The organism is Arthrobacter sp. Bi26, from assembly GCF_918697925.1.
Lineage (GTDB): Bacteria > Actinomycetota > Actinomycetes > Actinomycetales > Micrococcaceae > Arthrobacter.
The window spans coordinates 1-17137 of the sequence record NZ_CAKKMF010000096.1; the positions used below are offsets into that span (position 1 = coordinate 1).

17 protein-coding genes are annotated in these 17137 nt (G+C 66.6%); 9 read left to right on the plus strand and 8 right to left on the minus strand.

Features of this window, described 5'->3' with window-relative positions; all coding sequences use genetic code 11:
- A partial coding sequence (locus LQV16_RS19630; RefSeq protein ID WP_229995555.1) for a class II glutamine amidotransferase occupies positions 1–802 on the minus strand: 802 nt, incomplete at its 3' end.
- A gap of 282 nt (positions 803–1084) precedes the next feature.
- Here LQV16_RS19630 and LQV16_RS19635 point away from each other — a divergent pair.
- The 4 genes from LQV16_RS19635 (at position 1085) to LQV16_RS19650 (ending at position 4028) form a co-directional block, all read left to right on the plus strand.
- On the plus strand, positions 1085–1528 hold the full coding sequence (locus LQV16_RS19635) for a hypothetical protein (RefSeq protein WP_229995556.1): 444 nt from the start codon (positions 1085–1087) through the stop codon (positions 1526–1528).
- 90 nt (positions 1529–1618) lie between these two features.
- A complete protein-coding gene (locus tag LQV16_RS19640; protein WP_229995557.1) occupies positions 1619–2005 on the plus strand; it encodes an SHOCT domain-containing protein in 387 nt (128 codons plus the stop codon).
- A 106-nt stretch (positions 2006–2111) separates the two neighbouring features.
- The gene (locus tag LQV16_RS19645; RefSeq protein WP_229995558.1) at positions 2112–3323 is read left to right on the plus strand and encodes an AI-2E family transporter; all 1212 of its coding nucleotides are present in this window, start codon (positions 2112–2114) and stop codon (positions 3321–3323) included.
- A 39-nt stretch (positions 3324–3362) separates the two neighbouring features.
- Entirely contained in the window at positions 3363–4028 is a 666-nt protein-coding gene (locus tag LQV16_RS19650; protein WP_229995559.1) for a GAP family protein, read from the plus strand.
- A 60-nt stretch (positions 4029–4088) separates the two neighbouring features.
- Here the strand turns inward: LQV16_RS19650 and LQV16_RS19655 are convergent, their stop codons facing one another.
- The gene (locus LQV16_RS19655) at positions 4089–5699 is read right to left on the minus strand and encodes an MFS transporter (protein WP_229995560.1); all 1611 of its coding nucleotides are present in this window, start codon (positions 5697–5699) and stop codon (positions 4089–4091) included.
- Between the two features lie 340 nt (positions 5700–6039).
- Between LQV16_RS19655 and LQV16_RS19660 the strand changes: the two genes are divergently transcribed.
- Both LQV16_RS19660 and trxB read left to right on the plus strand, forming a co-directional pair.
- On the plus strand, positions 6040–6684 hold the full coding sequence (locus LQV16_RS19660) for a LysE family translocator (RefSeq protein WP_229995561.1): 645 nt from the start codon (positions 6040–6042) through the stop codon (positions 6682–6684).
- 277 nt (positions 6685–6961) lie between these two features.
- Complete coding sequence (gene trxB, locus LQV16_RS19665) at positions 6962–7939, plus strand: thioredoxin-disulfide reductase (protein WP_229995562.1); 978 nt, start codon at positions 6962–6964, stop codon at positions 7937–7939.
- Positions 7940–7962: 23 nt separating this feature from the next.
- On the opposite strand, the gene LQV16_RS19670 is transcribed toward trxB, so the two are convergent.
- The 5 genes from LQV16_RS19670 to ribA form a co-directional block, all read right to left on the minus strand.
- The gene (locus tag LQV16_RS19670) at positions 7963–9093 is read right to left on the minus strand and encodes a hypothetical protein (protein WP_229995563.1); all 1131 of its coding nucleotides are present in this window, start codon (positions 9091–9093) and stop codon (positions 7963–7965) included.
- Positions 9094–9292: 199 nt separating this feature from the next.
- Positions 9293–9799 (minus strand): universal stress protein, encoded by a 507-nt coding sequence (locus tag LQV16_RS19675; protein ID WP_229995564.1) that lies wholly within the window; start codon positions 9797–9799, stop codon positions 9293–9295.
- A gap of 103 nt (positions 9800–9902) precedes the next feature.
- Positions 9903–10760, minus strand: a complete 858-nt coding sequence (locus LQV16_RS19680; RefSeq protein ID WP_229995565.1) for an SDR family oxidoreductase — start codon at positions 10758–10760, stop codon at positions 9903–9905.
- Positions 10761–10939: 179 nt separating this feature from the next.
- Positions 10940–11737, minus strand: a complete 798-nt coding sequence (locus LQV16_RS19685; protein WP_229995566.1) for a class III extradiol ring-cleavage dioxygenase — start codon at positions 11735–11737, stop codon at positions 10940–10942.
- A 73-nt stretch (positions 11738–11810) separates the two neighbouring features.
- Positions 11811–13727: a GTP cyclohydrolase II RibA gene (gene ribA, locus LQV16_RS23605; protein ID WP_290369403.1), complete on the minus strand. Its 1917-nt coding sequence runs from the start codon at positions 13725–13727 to the stop codon at positions 11811–11813.
- A 253-nt stretch (positions 13728–13980) separates the two neighbouring features.
- Here ribA and LQV16_RS19700 point away from each other — a divergent pair, with 253 nt between their 5' ends.
- Positions 13981–14319 carry a YnfA family protein gene (locus LQV16_RS19700; RefSeq protein ID WP_229995567.1) on the plus strand — a complete coding sequence of 113 codons (339 nt, stop codon included), beginning with the start codon at positions 13981–13983 and terminating at the stop codon, positions 14317–14319.
- An 8-nt stretch (positions 14320–14327) separates the two neighbouring features.
- Complete coding sequence (locus LQV16_RS19705) at positions 14328–14732, plus strand: type II toxin-antitoxin system VapC family toxin (RefSeq protein ID WP_229995568.1); 405 nt, start codon at positions 14328–14330, stop codon at positions 14730–14732.
- Between the two features lie 27 nt (positions 14733–14759).
- Here the strand turns inward: LQV16_RS19705 and LQV16_RS19710 are convergent, their stop codons facing one another.
- Positions 14760–16175: a PLP-dependent aminotransferase family protein gene (locus LQV16_RS19710; protein WP_229995569.1), complete on the minus strand. Its 1416-nt coding sequence runs from the start codon at positions 16173–16175 to the stop codon at positions 14760–14762.
- Here LQV16_RS19710 and LQV16_RS19715 point away from each other — a divergent pair.
- Positions 16174–17137, plus strand: a 964-nt coding sequence (locus tag LQV16_RS19715) for a DMT family transporter (protein WP_229995570.1), incomplete at its 3' end; no start/stop codon positions are given. The genes LQV16_RS19710 and LQV16_RS19715 overlap by 2 nt on opposite strands.

Consider the following 17137-nt stretch of genomic DNA (forward strand, 5'->3'; position numbering starts at 1 on the left):
GGTCCTCCCCGCCGCCGTGCACCACCACGCAGGTAGCCTCCGGCACTTCCCGCCACGCCCCGCGGAGATCCCCCAGGGGTTCGGAGACGACCAGGCGCGCGTCGTCCGAGAGCTCATGAAGCAACGGGTTGTCCGGGTACTGCGCGCGAAGGGTTGCGACGTCGGTGCTGTGGAACAGCGACCGGGACTGCCTTTCACTCGAGTAGCGGAACGCCCAGGTGGTGTCGCCGTCGGTAGTGGCCACGGTCATCTGGATCGGCTGCTCGATGCCGTGGCGCCGGCCGACGTCTTCAATCAGTCCAACCGCGGCCGCCACAGCCGTTCGCGGGTCCTGCTCCAGTCCGAAGGTCAGCGCGAGGAAGAAGAAGAGCTCTGAGTCCGTGGCTCCCTCGATCAGCGGAAAGAGCGTTGGATCAACGGCCATGACCAAGTCGCGCTTGACGGTCGCGAAATCCCTGATGAGTCCGTTGTGCATCCACAGCCACCGGCCGTGGCGGAATGGGTGGCAGTTGGTCTGTTGGACGGCCGAGCCGGTCGAGGCACGGATGTGCGCGAAGACGCGGCCGGCCGACGCCTGGGCGGACAGCTCGCGGAGGTTGCGGTCATGCCAGGCCGGCTCCGTGCTGTGGAACAGCCCGGGGTACGGCGCGATTCCATACCAGCCCACACCGAAGCCGTCCCCGTTAGTGGTTTCGACGCCCATTCGAGCATGTTTGCTCTGCATCACGAGCGAGTTGGTGGGTTTGTACAACAACTCCTCCAGTAGCACTGGCGAACCCGAATACGCTAGCCAACGGCACATGGCATCCTCCCTCTGTTCTGGACAGCAGTCCATCACAGGGGCGGAGCCCGCACATCATCACCCCGGGGTGATTCGGCCGGCGTGATGGCAGCAATGCGGTCTCAGACAACGCAAAGTCGGCTCCCGCGTCGTGTCTGCGCTGGTCAGCGGCACACCGGACAAGGAGCGCAGCGTCCAAGGATCACCCCCGGCGGGTGAGGCGCCTGCGTGGCCCCAAGCCAACACTGGTTGTACCTGCCAGTGATTGGCTGCCAGGCGAAAGCCTATGGAGAGGGGCCTCCAATGTCGAGACCACAACCAGTCCTCGCGCGAATGATGGCGCTTGGGGCAGCAATTGGGTTACTCGCCGGCTGCAGCACCACAAGCCCGAGCACCAGCCCCGCCACCAGCCAGACGCCAAGCGTTTCACCGGTTTGCGCTGCCGCCGATGCGTTCTCCGCATCGCTGACGAATTTCAAGGACACCCTCAGGCCTGGCGCCACGGTGGAGCAGATCCAGTCGGCACGTGACCAGGTCCGGAAAACCTATGACGATCTGGTCCAGTCAGCCGGTGACGCGGCCAAGGACCGGGTGGATGCCGTCAAGACTGCACAACAGAAGTTCACTGCCGCAGTCAACGCCGTTCCCGACACCGCGACACTGTCCCAGGCAGTCAACTCCCTGCGGGACGAAGCCGCAAACGTGCAGGCCGCCGTCAGCGACCTCTCAAATGATGTCAAGTGCTAGGTCGCCCGCCCGGAACCTGGACATGTGAACTCATCCCGCCCAGAGCCCCGTCCACAAACAAGGTTCGCCAAATGAAAGTAGGGAAGCCAAATGGATTTCTTCGAGAACTTTTGGGAAATTTTCTGGTGGCTGTTCATCTTCTATGCGTTCTTCGCCTTCCTATGGGCGTTGTTCATGGTCATCGGCGACCTCTTTCGTGACCACGAACTCAGCGGCTGGTGGAAGGCCGTCTGGATCCTCTTCCTGGTTTTTGTACCCCTCCTGTCCGTTCTGGTGTACATGATTGCGCGCGGCAAGGGGATGGCGGAGCGGTCAATGGCCCAGGCCCGCAAGAGCCAGGCTGAAACCGATGCGTATATTCGCCAGGTCGCCGCAGCGAGCCCGACTGAGGAGATCGCCAAAGCCAAGGCGCTCTTGGACGCAGGAACCATCACTGCCGAGGAATTCGAGCGGATCAAGAGCAAAGTAGTCGTCTGACTCAGATTGGGGTCCCTAATCGTCGGGGAGCAAGCCACAATGGACTCACTACTCAGCTCGTCTCCCCGCCTATAAGGTGGAGCCAAGCTGAACCAAGGAGGGCTCAATGGAGCCGGCATCAACGGAATCTGATCCACGTCCGGCCCTCCCCCGCACTCTGGTAATCCTGCTCGCCCTTGCTGGCGCGACGATTGCAGCCTTCGGCCTCGGAGCGATCCAGGGAATATTCACCCCGGTCTTTCTGGCCTTCGTACTCACGCTCTGTGTTCATCCTCTGCGCCGCTGGATGCAAGGACGTGGTATTTCCCGGGGCATAGCAACCGGGACCACGATCGCGGCTGTCTTCGGGCTGTTGACCGCCTTCGCCGCCGTCCTGATTGCCTCACTCGCGCAGTTCTCCGCGCTGCTGCCGCAATACGCTCCCGAGTTGGCCCAACTCGGCGCCAGGATCTCCGCACTGCTGGAGTCTGTTGGTTTCGGCCCGGAGCAAGCCCAGGAAGTTCTGAACGGGTTTACGCCCGGCCGCATCATCGGGTTCCTCGGCGGTCTTCTCGGGAACATGGCGAGCCTGTTGACCACCCTCGTGATCATTCTGACGATGCTCATTCTTATGGCGATTGATGGTTCGCGTACACCGGCGCTCCTGATCCATCTGAACTACCACCGGCCGGCTCTAGTCACAGCGCTCAATGGCTTCGGAACCGCCGTGCGCCGCTATATGGTCGCCACCACAGTTCTCGGAATAGCCCAGGGCCTGTTCAACTGGCTGCTTCTGGTCATCTTGCAAGTCCCCGGCGCCCTGCTTTGGGGGTTGCTGTCCTTCATCTGCAGCTTTATCCCCAACATTGGGTATTTCATTGCGATCATCCCGCCGCTGTTCTTTGGATTCCTCACCGGGGGCTGGCCGACCGTCATCACCATCATCATCATCTATGGCGGGATCAACAGCATCATCCAGTCGATAATCCAACCCAGATACGTGGGCAACGCGGTGTCCCTCAGCGAGACACTGACATTCGCCTCCGTCCTCTTCTGGGCCGTGGTCCTGGGCCCTGTCGGCGCCATCCTCGCCGTCCCCCTGACACTTTTGTTTCGGACCATCTTGATCGATTCGGACCCCTCGCTCTCATGGTGGCGGCCGTTGACCGGCGACCAGACGGACCTCAAGCAGCTCATCAAGGACGAGGACGACGCAATCCGCGCTCGCCGCGGACGGCCGAGGCCGGGCGGGCCGGTTTCGGCCGTCCGCGCCCGCCGTGTCCGCCGCGGACGGCCGAAACCAGCTCGTCCGGACACCGGCAGTGCGCCGAAGGCATAACGTGCCGTCAGGGTGCTGCCCGGGGCAGGTGAGAGCAGCATGCTGAGCACCATCATTAGCCTTTTGCTCTTCGCCCTCGCCGGGGCGATGAGCACCGTGCCTGTCAGTGTGACGCTCGTGATTCTGCTTTCCCCAAATCCACGCCGCGGCGCCCTTCCCTTCCTGATCGGCAGCCTTGCGGGTTCGATTGTGGTCGTAGGCCTGTCGGCCGTCGGGCTGCAATTCTTGCCCGTCAGGCCGCGCCTGCGTAATGACGAATTAGTGGCGCAGTTTGCCCTTGTGATCGGTGCAATTCTGATCGTGTACGGTGCGTACCTCCTAGTGCGCAAGGGCCGGCCGGAGAGCGCCGTGCCCAGCAAAATGACATCGAAGTTCCGCTCCGCCCGGCCCTGGGAGTTCGTGATCCTCGGCCTGGGTCTGAACCTGCGCCCCAAAGCTATCCTGCTGGCCGTCACGGCCGGGGCCGTGATTGGAGTCCAGGAGCCGCCGCCGCTGCAAGGAAGCCTGCTAGTCCTCGCTTACGCCGCCGTGGCACAGTCAGCCGTCATCATTCCCGTGGCTGTATGGCTGCACTCGCCCGCGCGCGCCCAAATTCCTTTGACCGCCCTCTATAACTGGCTTCAACGCAACGGCCGCAGGATCGCAGCGATCGCTGCACTCGCGATCGGGCTTTGCCTCGCCGTCTACAGCGTGCTCCAGCTCTGACCGGAGATGCCAGCCAGATGGGACCCTGGCCGCGGCAGTCACCAGGGTTCAATCGTGGGCTCAACCCAGGACCGTCCCCCCTTCGGTACCGGCGGGCTTGGGATCGGGAAGCCGCATCATACGGAAGGAGACCAGGAGGCCGGCGGCACTGGCGAGGATCGGGATGAGCAACCCGATCTGGAGGGAAATAGGCCGGGCTTCCGTGTTGATGCGAATGATTTCGGCCTGGATCTCTGGCGGCTGACCGGCGAGGAGTTCAGCAAGCTGGGTGTTGCTCATCACCTGCGCGTCGTCTTCGAGTACCTGGGCGACCTGCTGCTGTTCGGCCGGTGGGAGTACCGTGCTCGAGGTCGCCAGGGAAGTGAAGATGATCGAGAGCGATGCCAGCATGATGGCCCCGGCGAAGGCGAGCCCGAACGAGAGTCCGAACGAGCCTGCGGCTGAATTCACGCCGGCGGCCTCACTGACGCGTTCGTCCGAGATTGGGGACAAAGTGTAGTTGTTCAGCTGAGACACCAGCAGCCCGAGGCCGCAACCGGCAATCACCAGCGGGATCAGGAGCCACCAGCCGGAGTCCGCGCGGGGCACGACCGGCAGTACCGCGATCAGTCCCGCCATCAGGAGGATGAAGCCCCACCTGATGATGCTTGCCGGACGGCGCGCCCCCGCCCTCTTGCCGGCCAGCAGGGCGATGCCGAACATACTCAGGGACAGCGGCGCAATGGACAGTCCTGCCTGCATCGCGTTGTATTCGAGCACCATCTGGAGGTAAATCGGCAACACGATCATGGTGCCGCCGAGGGCAATCTGCTGGAGCATTTGCTGCGTGGCGCCCAACCGGAAGGCATGTAACCGGAACAGTCCCGGGTCCAGCAGCGTCGGCTTATGAAGGCGCTCACGCCGCACGAGCCAGTAGAACAGACTGACCAGGCCGGCCGCGCCGATAATGATGAGGGCGCCCACCGCCTCGCCGCCTTCCTGCCAGACCAGGATGCCGAGGACGACGCCGCCCATGCCCACGACGGACAGGACCGATCCGACGACGTCGAACTCCCGGGGCCCCGTGTACGGCACGTCCTTGACGAGCTTAATTCCGGACAGGATGACCGCGATGACGACGGCCTCCAGCAGGAAGGCGACGCGCCAGGACAAGAACGTGGTGATGAAGCCGCCCAGCAGGGGCCCGACGGCGGCGGCGATCGCCGCCGACGCCCCGACGAGGGCATAGACCCGCTTCCGGGCCTCACCGTCGAAATTTCCGTGGATGAGGGACTGCATGGCCGGAAGCAGGAGCGATGCGCCCAGGCCACCGATCAAGGCCCAGAAAATAAGGATTGGCACAATGCTCTGGGCCAGGGTCATCGCAATGGCGCCGACGGCATAGCCGCAGAGGCCCAGGACATAGGCGCGTTTGCGTCCGATCAGGTCGCCCACTTTGCCGCCGATCAGGATAAACGCGGCGGACACCAGCGCTTCGATGGCGATGGTCGCCTGAAGGTCACTGACGGTGCTGTTGATGTCATTGACCACAGCGGAGATCGAGACGTTCATGATCGACGTGTCGACAACCAGCACGAACATGGCCATCGCCAGCAGCAGCGCGAGTTTCTGGTTGAACTGCACTGGCTCGTTCCCGGCGTGATTAGTCCCGGCGTCGTTGGGAGAGTTCATGGTTGGCCATCCCCGCGGTTCGCCGCGTCCCGGGTCTTTTCACAGCCGGACATGCCGCCTCCTCTGGCGTAGGACCGGTCAAGCGCACGCAGGAGCATGGCTCTCCCGGAACACATCCCGCCAGAGCCCACCGTAGTGCGATGTTGATGCCACGCTAGCTGCCACGAACTACGTCCGAATCATTCCCGGCGGGTGAGGTTTCGGCCCCCACGGTCCGAATTAGCCAGTGAGGATAGCGGGCCACACGCCAGGATGGCCTAACGTAGGAGGCTGCCCGGGCTTTGCGGGGCAGTTTTTTCACGTCCCGCTGAAGAGCCCGACTCCCCGGAGGCAATCCAAGATGGTCGAACAGCTAACGGCCTTTGTGCTGACCTGCCTGGTGGTGGTCCTGGTGCCCGGCCCCGACTTTGCGCTCGTCCTCAGGAATGCGGCCCGGAGCCCGCGGGCAGCAGCAACTGCCGCCGCCGGAATTATGATGGGCAACACGATTCTTGCAGCGCTGGCGGTGCTCGGCGTAACGGCGCTGCTGGGGGCATCGGAGGCTATTGGGACCGGAATCCGGATCGCCGGGGCCGCATACCTGCTCTATCTTGGTGCCCGGGCGCTCGCGGAGGCGTTCGCCAGAAATCCCATGAAAAACAGCCTGCCCGCGGCACCGGCGACCGGGCGCCAGCACGGTGGGAATTCGCCGTTCGTGCAGGGAATGGTGAGCAACCTGCTCAACCCGAAAGTCGCCGTCTTCTACTTATCGCTGTTCCCGCAATTCAATCTGGGCCCGTTGCCGCCCCTCGCCCAGCACGCCTTAATGGCGGGCATTTTCCTACTGATCGCGTTGGCCTGGTATGTGCTGCTGCTCAGCGCGCTCAAGAAAGTGACCGGCCTCCTGGCCAAGCCCCGAACCGGCCGGATCGTCGTCGGGAGTTCGGGAGCCGTCCTTGCCGGCGTTGGCGGCACGATCCTGACACAGACTCTGGTCTCCGCTTAGCCGCGCAGTACGGCTGCGCCGCTTGGCCGCTCCCTGTAGCCGTGCCGCGCAACAGCGCCTTCCCGCGGTGGTCTCCGGGTCACCCGAAAGGGGTGATGGCCGGCACTGGGACCGTGTGCCACGATGAACGCCACATGGTCTCCCGCACATCGGAGGGCATTAGCGTAAGAGGCAGCGCCGCCGTCCTGCCCGCCCTGCTCGGCGCGCTGGCCCCCGGCAATCCGGCGTTCAATATCCCTAGTTCCCCGCCAGTTCAGCTCCGTCAGGAGACACCCGAATGAGCACCCAACAGCTGATCATTATCGGATCCGGCCCTGCCGGCTACACTGCGGCAATCTACGCCGCACGCGCCGGCCTCGATCCGCTGGTCATCGCCGGGGCGGTCACCGCCGGCGGAGCCCTCATGAACACCACCGAGGTGGAGAACTTCCCCGGCTTCCCGGGCGGCATCCAGGGCCCGGAACTGATGGACGGCCTCCAGCAGCAGGCAGAGAAGTTCGGCGCGCAGGTGGTGTTCGATGACGTCACCGAAGTCCGGCTCGCCGGCCATCTCAAGCGTGTGGTCACCGGAGCCGGCGAGACGCACGAAGCGCCCGCCGTCATCCTTGCTACCGGCTCCGCCTACAAGGAACTCGGCCTGCCCGAGGAGAGGAAGTTCAGCGGCCACGGACTCTCCTGGTGCGCCACCTGCGACGGCTTCTTCTTCCGCGACCAGGACATCATCGTGGTGGGCGGCGGAGACTCGGCCATGGAGGAAGCGACGTTCCTGACCCGCTTCGGCAAGTCAGTGACAGTGGTGGTCCGCAAGGGCGAGCTACGTGCGTCCCGGATCATGGCCCAGCGCGCCAAAGACAACCCCAAGATCAGCTTCGCGTGGAACTCCGCCGTCACCGCCATCCACGGGGATTCCAAGGTCACCGGCGTCACCCTGACCGACACCCGCACCGGTGAAACCCGCGATCAGGGCGCCACCGGAATCTTCGTCGCGATCGGCCACCTCCCGCGGACCGAACTGCTCGGCGGCCAGGTGGACCTCGACGCCGAAGGCTACATCAAGGTGGACTCCCCCACCACGGTCACGAACCTTTCCGGCGTCTTCGCCTGCGGGGACGCCGTGGACCACCGCTACCGGCAGGCCATTACCGCCGCCGGGACCGGTTGCGCCGCGGCCCTCGACGCCGAACGCTACCTTGCCGCGCTCGACGACGCCGACAGCATCGCCACCGCGCTGGTCGAAGAACCTACGCACTCGTAGACCACCCCCATGTCCGGCGGCGCTCAGGGTTCTGTCGCTGCGCTGTCTGTTGCGGAAACTGGCCGGTCTGCAGGGTCGGCCGGCGATGACAGCGGCCGGGCCGGCAGGTTCGCCTCGAACTGGTCGGCGTCGACGGCTGCGAGGTTGCGGATCAGGATGATGAGCCAGGCGAAGATCAGCGACGCGGCGATGAGTTCCACCGCGGTCAGGTTGTAATAGCCCACCGGGAACCACAGCACCGCGGCGACGATGATGACCGCCAGGAAGAGCCACCCGAGCGCAGCGAAGGTCGCCGAGATGGAGGGCACGAGCGTGCGGATGCGGACAATGAGGGACGCAAAGACCACCACCATGCCGGAAGCGACCAGGGTGTGGAGCCCGAAGCGCTCATCGACCGGGAACAATCCCACGCATGCGAGGAAAACGCCGATGAGGGCGATCCCGCCCTCGAGCAGCCTCACCCGGTGCAGCGCGGACGGGGTCTTCGCGGTCGCCGCGAGAGTCGCCGTCGCGTAGCCCGCCAGGGTGGAGATCACGACGCCGGCGACGATCAGGGTGAAGTTGAACGCCACCCCGGAGACGCCGGAGCTCATGCCGAGGGCACTGAGGTTCTCCTGCCACCACAGCGGGTTCTCTGCAGTGAGCATGCTCGTGAGCAGGCCGGTGACCAGGAAGCCGGCGAGGAGGGCGGCGAGTCGGTAGGCGGTCATGCTGAGCGCGGACAGGTAGGCGATGTAGGCGCTGATGGCTCCTGTGGTCCCTACGAGGACGGCGGCCGCAAAGGGGTAGACGACTGCACCGATGAACGCCTGCTGGAAAAGCGAAAAGAGCGCCAGCCAGCCGAGCAGGAAGATGCATGCGTGCGCCAGCGCAAGGGCGGCGATGTCGATGGCCGTGCGGATCCGGCCTCCCCCGCGGGCCTCCGGTGTCACAGCCGGACGACGCTGCAGGCAACCGGCCACTACTGCCCCGGCACCCAGAACTGCCGTGCCGATCGCCGCAATGTCACCGGCCGAACCTCGTCCGGACAACGACACCGGTTCCCGCCCGATGAGCAGAAGCGCGATGCCGCCCAGGACGATAAAGGCGGCGCTGCCAATGAAGAGCGCCCGCGCTTCTGCCGTGACGGCTGCTGGTTTGTGCGGGTCCGACATCACTCACTTCGATTCGCTGGCGTTGCAACCGGTGCAGTTCCGCTGTAAGGGACAGCCTGGGCGGCCTCCACCGGCGATAACCCAACGCTAGGACGGCCGGGGTCTGGTGCCGTCACCCAGAGCGGATGAATCCCGCCGTGCCGTGCACGACGGCGTGAGCGCCGCACCTGTGTTTGCGGGCGGCATGGCCTGGCGCGGATTACGGCCCCAAGTGCGGAATGATCAGCACGGGCCTGGCCTGCAGACGTGTCAGGGACACGCTGACCGAGCCCTCCAGCAGCCGGCCCATCCGGGCCATCCGCCCGGGCCGTTGTCCGCCGATTATCAGCGCGGCTGCATCCGTGCTCTCCGCCAGCCGGCCCAGGGCCTGGGCGACGTCCCCGTTGAGCACCCTGAAGGACCATGCCCCGCCCGGCGGTCCGAGAATGCCCTCGAGGCCGCTGAGCAGCTGCGAGGCGGGGAATTCGGCTTCCAGATTGTGGACAGGATCCAGGGAAGTGCCGTCAAGGAATCCGGCAGGCTCCCACTCCGTGAGATAGCTGGCCGGGTCCACGAACGCGCAGATCAGGTGCGCCCCCATGATCGCGGCGATCCCCGCGGCGGCCCGTACCAGCCGCTCTTCGAATTCCCACGGCACGCCGAGGACCAGCGGGCCGTCCGTCCACGCCCCGCCACCGGCCTGCCCGAAATCAGCTGGCGGTTCCACGGAACCCATCAGTCGAGGCCCGCAGCAACTGGCCGTCTATGCCCCGGCCGTGCAGAGGATCCACGCCTTCATTATGCCCATTGCCGGCAATTCGGCGAAGGCGTTAGCTCGCGGTGGCGGCCTCCAAGGCCTGCAGCAGCGGCGTCGTCGGCCGTCCGATCAGCCCGGACAACTCGCCCGTGACGGTAGCCAGCAGACCGGCCTTGGTGTCCGTGTCTAGGGCGGCGAGGAAACCTGCAGTGCCCGCGTCGAGGCCGGCAGTGGTCAGGACCTCAACCAGCTCGGGTGCCGAGACTGGCTGGTAGACAACTTCCCGGCCCGCGATCTTGGTGATCGCCGTCGCCAGTTCCTTGAAGTCCCAGGCGTAGTCGCCGGAGAGCTCGTACGTGCGGCCCTCGTGTCCGGTGGAGCTGAGCACCGCCGCGGCGGCAGCGGCATAGTCGGCCCTCGTGGCGCTGGCCACCCGGCCGTCCCCGGCCGCGGCCACGACGACGCCAGTCTGCCTGGCCGTGGCCACGGTCTGGGCATAGTTTTCGGTGTACCAGCCGTTGCGCAAGATCGTGTTGTCGAGACCCGACGCGCGGATCAGCTCCTCTGTTGCCTTGTGCTCGGGCGCCAGGATCAGCTCGGTGGTGTCCGCGGCGAGGACTGACGTGTAGGCGATGAACCCGACGCCTGCGGCTTTGGCCGCGCTGACCACGTTGCCGTGCTGCGCCACGCGGGCGCCAACTTCGCTGCCGGAGACCAGCAGGAGTCTGTCGACGCCCTTAAGGGCTTCCGTGAGCGCCGCCGGATCGGAATAGTCCGCCACGCGCACCTGGACGCCACGGGCACGGAGCTGCTCGGCCTTCGCGGCGTCGCGCACCACGGCCACGAGCGAGCCCGGTTCCTGGCTGCTGAGGAGTTCCTCGAGGACCAGCCGGCCCAGCTGTCCCGTGGCACCTGTTACTGCAATCGTCATTTTGCGCTCCTGGAATTCGTGGGTGTTGTTCGTGTCAGGTCTCTGGCGTGCGGGCGAACCGGCACTGGGGTTCACAACCGGCCCCCGGTGCGGGTCATTCCCTGTGTTACGTTGTGCGACTGTTGCGTTGGTCGACTGCTGGGCTGTGCGACGCGGGTGATCGCGCGTCGGCCCCACGGTTAGGTCAGGGTCCACGAGCGTTTGGACAGCCCGAACCAGAACCCGTCGATCGCCGTCTTGGCCTGGATGTCTCCCGAGCCGTAGGCGGCCCCGAGGGCAACATAGAGCGGAGCCCAGTGCTCGCTGCGGGGATGCGCTTCGCGGGCTGCCGGCGCCTTGTTGAGGAAGTCCAGGATGGAGTCGACGTCGCCCCGGGCCATGGCTTCCTCTGCCCAGTGGTCGAACTCGCTCGAGACTGCGGGCGGGGCACTGTCCGGCCCGCCGGCGGGATTGAACCAGCGTAGGTTGTGCGTGGTGAATCCGGATCCGACGATCAGTGTGCCCCGATCACGCAGGGGCCCCAGTGAGACCCCGAGGTCGAACAATCCCTGCGGATCGAGCGTCGGCATGGACATCTGCACCACCGGCACGTCTGCTGCCGGGTACATCTCTTTCAGCGGAACGTAGGCTCCGTGGTCCAGTCCGCGGCTTTCGTCGCGCGCCACGTGATGGCCGTGAGCGGCCACGAGCTTTTCCACTTCAGCGGCCAGCTCGGGCGCCTGCGGCGCGTCATAGGCCACCTCGTAGTACTTCTGGGCGAAGCCGCCGAAGTCGTAGACCAGCCCGGGATCACGCCCGGTGGCACTGAGCGTCACGGGGGCATTCTCCCAGTGGGCGGAGACCATCAGGATGTCCCTGGGCTTGCCGAACGTGCCGGACCACTCATTGAGTTCGCGGGTCCAGGTGGAGTCGTCCGCCAGCGGGGGCGCTCCATGGCTGAGAAAGAGTACGGGAGGCCGGTCGGCTGTCTGAGTCATGAAAATATCGTAGCCCGATTTGATTGAAGCTTCAAGTTTCCATACGTCCGCCGCCTTTTGTGCGGGGGCCCAGTCAGAACGAGGGCACCGTGAACCCCAGGCCCAGGAGTCCCCGGCCCGCCTGCTCGAGGACGGGATCCCTGGTGAGCGCCGCATGGTTCATCAAGACATTGACGTCGCGCTGAATCCTTTGGAGCGGATTCGACAGCCGGTGGACGCTCCCGCCGGATCCCGTCACGATGAGGCGGACCGCCTCGGCCGACGCCTCGCCGCTCAGCGCAAGGGAAAGCCGGTATTCCCCGCGCTCCCTCTCCGTCAGCATTGAGGGCGTGCGGGCATGGGAAACCGCGACCACCCGGACCGCTTCCTGCCAATGCAGGCGCGCCGTGGCAACCAGCCCGGAGGCCTGGGCATAGCGGACCTGCGCGAGCGGTGAATCCGCCTGGCGGTCCTCCACAGTGTGCTTGACCTTGCGCACCATGATTAGCTCGCGGAACAGTTCCAGGGCGTACTCGGCGGACCCCAAGGCGGCGGCCGGGGCCACCATGTTCAGCAGCGGGCCCATGGGCGTGTGGATCAGCGGGTCCTGGTGCAGCGCGCTGCCCGGGTTGGCTTCCGCGCCCAGGAGTTCCCAGTCCAGCGTTCGATGTTCAGGGACGAACAGGTTCTCGGCCCGGATGTCGTTGCTCCCGGTCCCCCGCAGCCCCGCCGTCTGCCACACGTCGAGCAGTTCGACGTCGGCCAGCGGCACGAGGCACTGCAAGCGCGCGCTGCCGTGCTGTGCGGCGAGCAGCGCCCACTGTGAATGCATGACCCCGGAGGCAAAGGTCCACCGGCCCGTGATGGCAAAGCCTCCCGGGACCTTCTTGGCCACACCTGCCGGCGCACCGGTAGCGGCTGCCAAGGGAGCCGGTCCGTTGGCGAAGACCTCATCCTGCGCCTCCCGGGGCCACCGCGCGAGCATCCAGACGTGCTCTATCAGGTGGCCGACACTCCATGCCGTGGAGGCGCATCCCCGGGCGAGCCGGCGCACCACCTCCACGTAGGTCTCCAGACCCATGCCGAATCCCCCAACGGCCTTCGGCGAGAGTGTGTGAAACATTTCGGCTGCATGCAACTCAACCACCGTGGCGTCCGGAATGCGGCGAAGGCGCTCCGTCTCTTCGGCCCGCTCGCGCAGGCCTGCTACGAGCCCCTGGGCGCGGGCGATCATTTCGTCATGGGACGGGACGGCCGCCGCTGCCGGAGCCCCGACCCGGGCGGCAGCCGCGGCGTCGCTGTTGGCGTCCCGCGCACTGTGGACGGGTCCGGCGTCGGACGGGAGCACGAGCGTGTGGCCGGTGTGGTCGCGTTTTGCGGCCAGATACCGGAGGTTGGCCGCAGACGCGTGGACGCCGGTGGCTACCTGCCCGGATACCTCGATGCCGAGGCCGGTCAGCTGGGCAGCCTTGTCCGGATTGTTGCTGAGCAGCCGCAGCGGGCCGGCGCCCATTGCGCCCAGCATCTGGGCCGCCGCCGTGTAGTCCCGCTCGTCTTCACCGCGGCCCAGGGCCAGATTGGCCTCGTAGGTGTCCAGGCCTCCGTCCTGCAGGGCGTAGGCGTCAAGCTTCGAATACAGGCCGATGCCGCGGCCTTCCTGGCGGAGGTAGAGCAGGAAGCCTCCCTCGGCGGCAATCCGCTCCACGGCCTCCCGCAGCTGCGGGCCGCAGTCGCATCGCAGGCTCCCGAACACGTCGCCGGTGAGGCACTCGCTGTGCAGCCGCACCAGGGGTCCGGCACCGCCCCGCATCGCGTCCTGCAGTGCCTGCTCCCACTCGCCGAAGGCGAGCAGCAGGTGCTCCTTCCCATCGGCGAGCCCGCTGAAGGTCAGCACCTCGGCTTCGGCGGCAAATCCGTCCGGGAAGCGCAGCGGCACGGAAACGCGGCTGCGCACGGATGCCGATGGTGCGGCAGCCTTCGGCTTTGCAATGGTTTCCGGCGCAAGGGTCATCTGGGGTCCTCAGATATTGGGCAACAGGTATCAGGCAGGAGGTATTCGGCAAGACGTGCAGACGGCGGCCAGGTCGGAGTCGTCCGGCAAGACGGCATCGAGTTACACGGCCTTCCCGGCCAAGTTTACTTGAACCTTAAAGTTATAGGCCCGAGCGGCTGGTGATGCAAGCGATGACCCCGCATGACGGTTCGGCGGACGCGTCGGCGCGCACCCGCATGGATAAGCCGCGGGCCAGTGCCATCATGAAGACGTGACCATAGCGAAAACGATCATGCTCTTCATACTGGCCGCCGCAGCTGAAATTGGCGGGGCGTGGCTCATCTGGCAGTCCGTCCGCGAGGGACGGGACTGGTGGTGGGCCGGGTTGGGCGTCGCGGCGCTGGGCATCTACGGCTTTGCCGCCACACTCCAGCCGGACGCCCACTTCGGACGCATTCTCGCCGCGTACGGCGGCGTGTTCGTGGCCGGCTCCCTGGCGTGGGGCATGATCTTCGACGGCTTCCGGCCCGACCGGTGGGACGTCCTGGGTTCGGTGATCTGCCTGTTCGGGGTCGCCGTCATCATGTTCGTTCCCCGCAACGCCGGCTGAAGGTGACGATGACCCGCTTCGTGATTGGCCCGGATGTGGCCCTCTTTCTCGCCCGCGGCGGGGCGGCGATCGCAGACGATCACCAACTGGTGGCGCCGACGCTCCTTCGCTCGCAGGTGCTCTCGCTCCTGTACCAGTCGGTCCGGCGGGGCGAGCTGACGCAGGCAGACGCCGATCGTCAGCTCGACTACCTGCGGGGCCTTCGCATCCGGCTCCTCGGCGACCGTGTCCTGCAGCGCGCTGCGTGGAGGCTCGCCGAGCAGCTTGGATGGGAGGACACCGTCGACGCCGAATACGTAGCCCTGACCCGGCTTCAGGCAGACGCGTTTGTGACGCTCGATGCCGGGCTAGCCGCGGCCGTGCAGGAATTGGTGACCATCGCGGAGCCCCAGGAACTGCTGGCCCCAGGGTAGCCACTGCGAGTCAACCGGGGGTCCGCCCTACCTGCCGGCGGTATGGTCGAGGACCTGGCCGAGGATCCGGGCGCCTTCCCGGAAGGCACCCGGGTTGGGTCCGGCGTAGTTGAGCCGGATGTACGGTCCCGCCGGCTCGGCCGGGAACCACTCGGTGCCGGCGGCGATGATGACCCCGGCAGCCTCGCAGTCACGGACAAGCTGGTCGACGTCGGTCCCGTCGGGCAGGCGTGCCCAGAGGTTCAGCCCGCCCGTGGGCACATGCTCAACGTGTGCCTGGGGGGCATGCTCCCGCAGGCTGCTGACCAGCAGGTCCCGGCGGACCAGGAGCTGGTGCCGCAGCCCGCGCAGATGCGTCTGCCACGCCGGCTGCGTCACGACGTCGAGGGCGGCCGCCTGCAGGACCCCGCTGACGTACATCGACTCGGCGCCGCGGTCCGCCAGAATACGGTCGCGCGCCGGGCCGCGGGCGATCACCGCGGCAACGCGGATGCCCGGGGACACGCTCTTGGTCAGCGAGCGAAGGTAGACAACGTGGCCGGAATCGTCATGGGCGGCAACGGGCGCGGCAACGGTGGTGATGCCGAAATCATGCGCCCAGTCGTCCTCAACCAGGAACGCCCCATAAGCGCGCACCACCTCAAGGACCTGCTCGCCCACCGGGGCCGGCCACTTCGCGCCGGTGGGATTGGCGTAGTTCGGCTGCGCGTAGAACACCCGCGCCCCGGTCTCGTCAAAGGCGCGGGCCAGATCCTGGGGGTCCGGGCCTTCGGGGCCGCTGGGCACCGGAACAACCCGGACACCGGCCTGCGCCGCAGCCAGGATAGCCCCCCAGTATGTCGGGGATTCCACCAGCAGCGGCTGCCCGCTGCCAACCAGTGCCCGGAACACGGAACTGAGCCCGCTCTGGCTGCCGGGGAGCACGATCACGTCGCTCGGCGTTGGCGGCGTGACGCCGGCCGGCGTGGCGGCCCGGAGTTCGTGCGCGAACCACGACTGCAGTTCGGGCAGGCCCGCTGCGGGCGGACGCGCCAGGGCCGCCTCACCCCGGGCTGCGCGCGTCAAGGCCGCCCGCACCAGGCGCTCGGGCAGGAGTTCCCGCTCCGGATAGCCCGAGTGGAAGGCGATGACATCATTCGGCGCGCTGCGCATTGCGGTGGAGACGGGGCGCAGCGGCGTCTGTGGCGAGCCCAGCGCGGACGTTTGCCAGCCGTAGTCCGCAGGGCGGGCTGTCCGGACGGCCCGCACAAAGGTCCCGACGCCGGGACGGCTCTCGATCAGGCCCTGCGCGGCGAGCATGCGGAGCACCTTCTGCACGGTCACGGGGCTGGCCTGGTATTCGGCAACCAAGGACCGCGTCGAGGGCAGCCGGGCGCCGGGCGCCGCATCTGCAATCCACTCCCGCAGCCGTGCCGCAATGCGCGAGGTGCTATCGTTGTCCATGAGAGCCAATAGTAGCGCTACCCTCGTAATTGATCAACCGCTATCCGCCCGGCCGGCGATAGGGCTGTGGTGGGGACTGCTCGGCGTCGCGGCCTTCTCTTTCACGGTTCCGTTCACCCGCGTGGCTGTTGCCGGGCTGGCTCCGTTGTTCATCGGATCGGGCCGGGCCGTTGTCGCTGCTGTCCTCGCCGCATGCGCGCTCGCCCTGACCCGGCAGCGTCCGCCCCGCGGCGCCCAGTGGGCGCGCGTCGCCGTCGTCGCCGGCGGAGTGGTGGTCGGCTTCCCGCTGCTGACCTCGTTCGCCCTGGTCTCCGTTCCCGCCAGCCACGGCGCGGTCGTCATCGCGCTACTCCCGGCGGCGACGGCGACGATGGCAGTCCTTCGCGGCCACGAACGCCCGTCCATCACTTTTTGGGCCATCACCGGCGTCGGTGCGGTGGCAGCAATCGGCTTCGCATCCGCGCAGTCCGGCGGCATCGGACAACTGCAGCTGGCGGACGTGTTGCTTTTCGGCGCCGTCGTGTCAGCGGCGATCGGCTACGCCGAAGGTGGCAAGCTGGCCCGCGAACTCGGCGCGTGGCAGACCGTCTCCTGGGCACTTGTTCTCGCATCTCCCCTGATGGTGGGTATGGCGGCCTTCTCGACGGCCGGGCAGCCGCCATCCGCCACTCCTGTGCAGTGGGCGGCCTTCGCGTATCTTGGGGTCGTGAGCATGTTCTTCGGCTTCTTCGCCTGGTACCGCGGCCTGGCCATCGGCCCCATGGCGCAGGTCAGCCAGATCCAGCTCGTCCAGCCTGTGCTGAGCATCTGCTGGGCCGGGCTCATACTGGGCGAGGACCTGACCTGGACCACCATCATCGGCGGTGCCGCGGTGGTTTTCTGTGCCGGCCTGGCTGTCCGCTCCCGCTCCGGCCCGCCGAGGGCCAAGGAGATGGCGGAGGTGGTGGAGGTGGCGGCACAAC

Excerpts from the sequence above, each read along its gene's own strand:
- trxB (WP_229995562.1), top strand. The coding sequence starts at position 6,962 with ATGAGCACCCAACAGCTGATCATTATCGGATCCGGCCCTGCCGGCTAC.
- LQV16_RS19660 (WP_229995561.1), top strand. The coding sequence starts at position 6,040 with ATGGTCGAACAGCTAACGGCCTTTGTGCTGACCTGCCTGGTGGTGGTC.
- LQV16_RS19635 (WP_229995556.1), top strand. The coding sequence starts at position 1,085 with ATGTCGAGACCACAACCAGTCCTCGCGCGAATGATGGCGCTTGGGGCA.
- LQV16_RS19655 (WP_229995560.1), bottom strand. The coding sequence starts at position 5,699 with ATGAACTCTCCCAACGACGCCGGGACTAATCACGCCGGGAACGAGCCA.
- LQV16_RS19640 (WP_229995557.1), top strand. The coding sequence starts at position 1,619 with ATGGATTTCTTCGAGAACTTTTGGGAAATTTTCTGGTGGCTGTTCATC.
- LQV16_RS19670 (WP_229995563.1), bottom strand. The coding sequence starts at position 9,093 with ATGTCGGACCCGCACAAACCAGCAGCCGTCACGGCAGAAGCGCGGGCG.
- LQV16_RS19685 (WP_229995566.1), bottom strand. The coding sequence starts at position 11,737 with ATGACTCAGACAGCCGACCGGCCTCCCGTACTCTTTCTCAGCCATGGA.
- LQV16_RS19645 (WP_229995558.1), top strand. The coding sequence starts at position 2,112 with ATGGAGCCGGCATCAACGGAATCTGATCCACGTCCGGCCCTCCCCCGC.
- ribA (WP_290369403.1), bottom strand. The coding sequence starts at position 13,727 with ATGACCCTTGCGCCGGAAACCATTGCAAAGCCGAAGGCTGCCGCACCA.
- LQV16_RS19650 (WP_229995559.1), top strand. The coding sequence starts at position 3,363 with ATGCTGAGCACCATCATTAGCCTTTTGCTCTTCGCCCTCGCCGGGGCG.
- LQV16_RS19680 (WP_229995565.1), bottom strand. The coding sequence starts at position 10,760 with ATGACGATTGCAGTAACAGGTGCCACGGGACAGCTGGGCCGGCTGGTC.
- LQV16_RS19705 (WP_229995568.1), top strand. The coding sequence starts at position 14,328 with ATGACCCGCTTCGTGATTGGCCCGGATGTGGCCCTCTTTCTCGCCCGC.
- LQV16_RS19710 (WP_229995569.1), bottom strand. The coding sequence starts at position 16,175 with ATGGACAACGATAGCACCTCGCGCATTGCGGCACGGCTGCGGGAGTGG.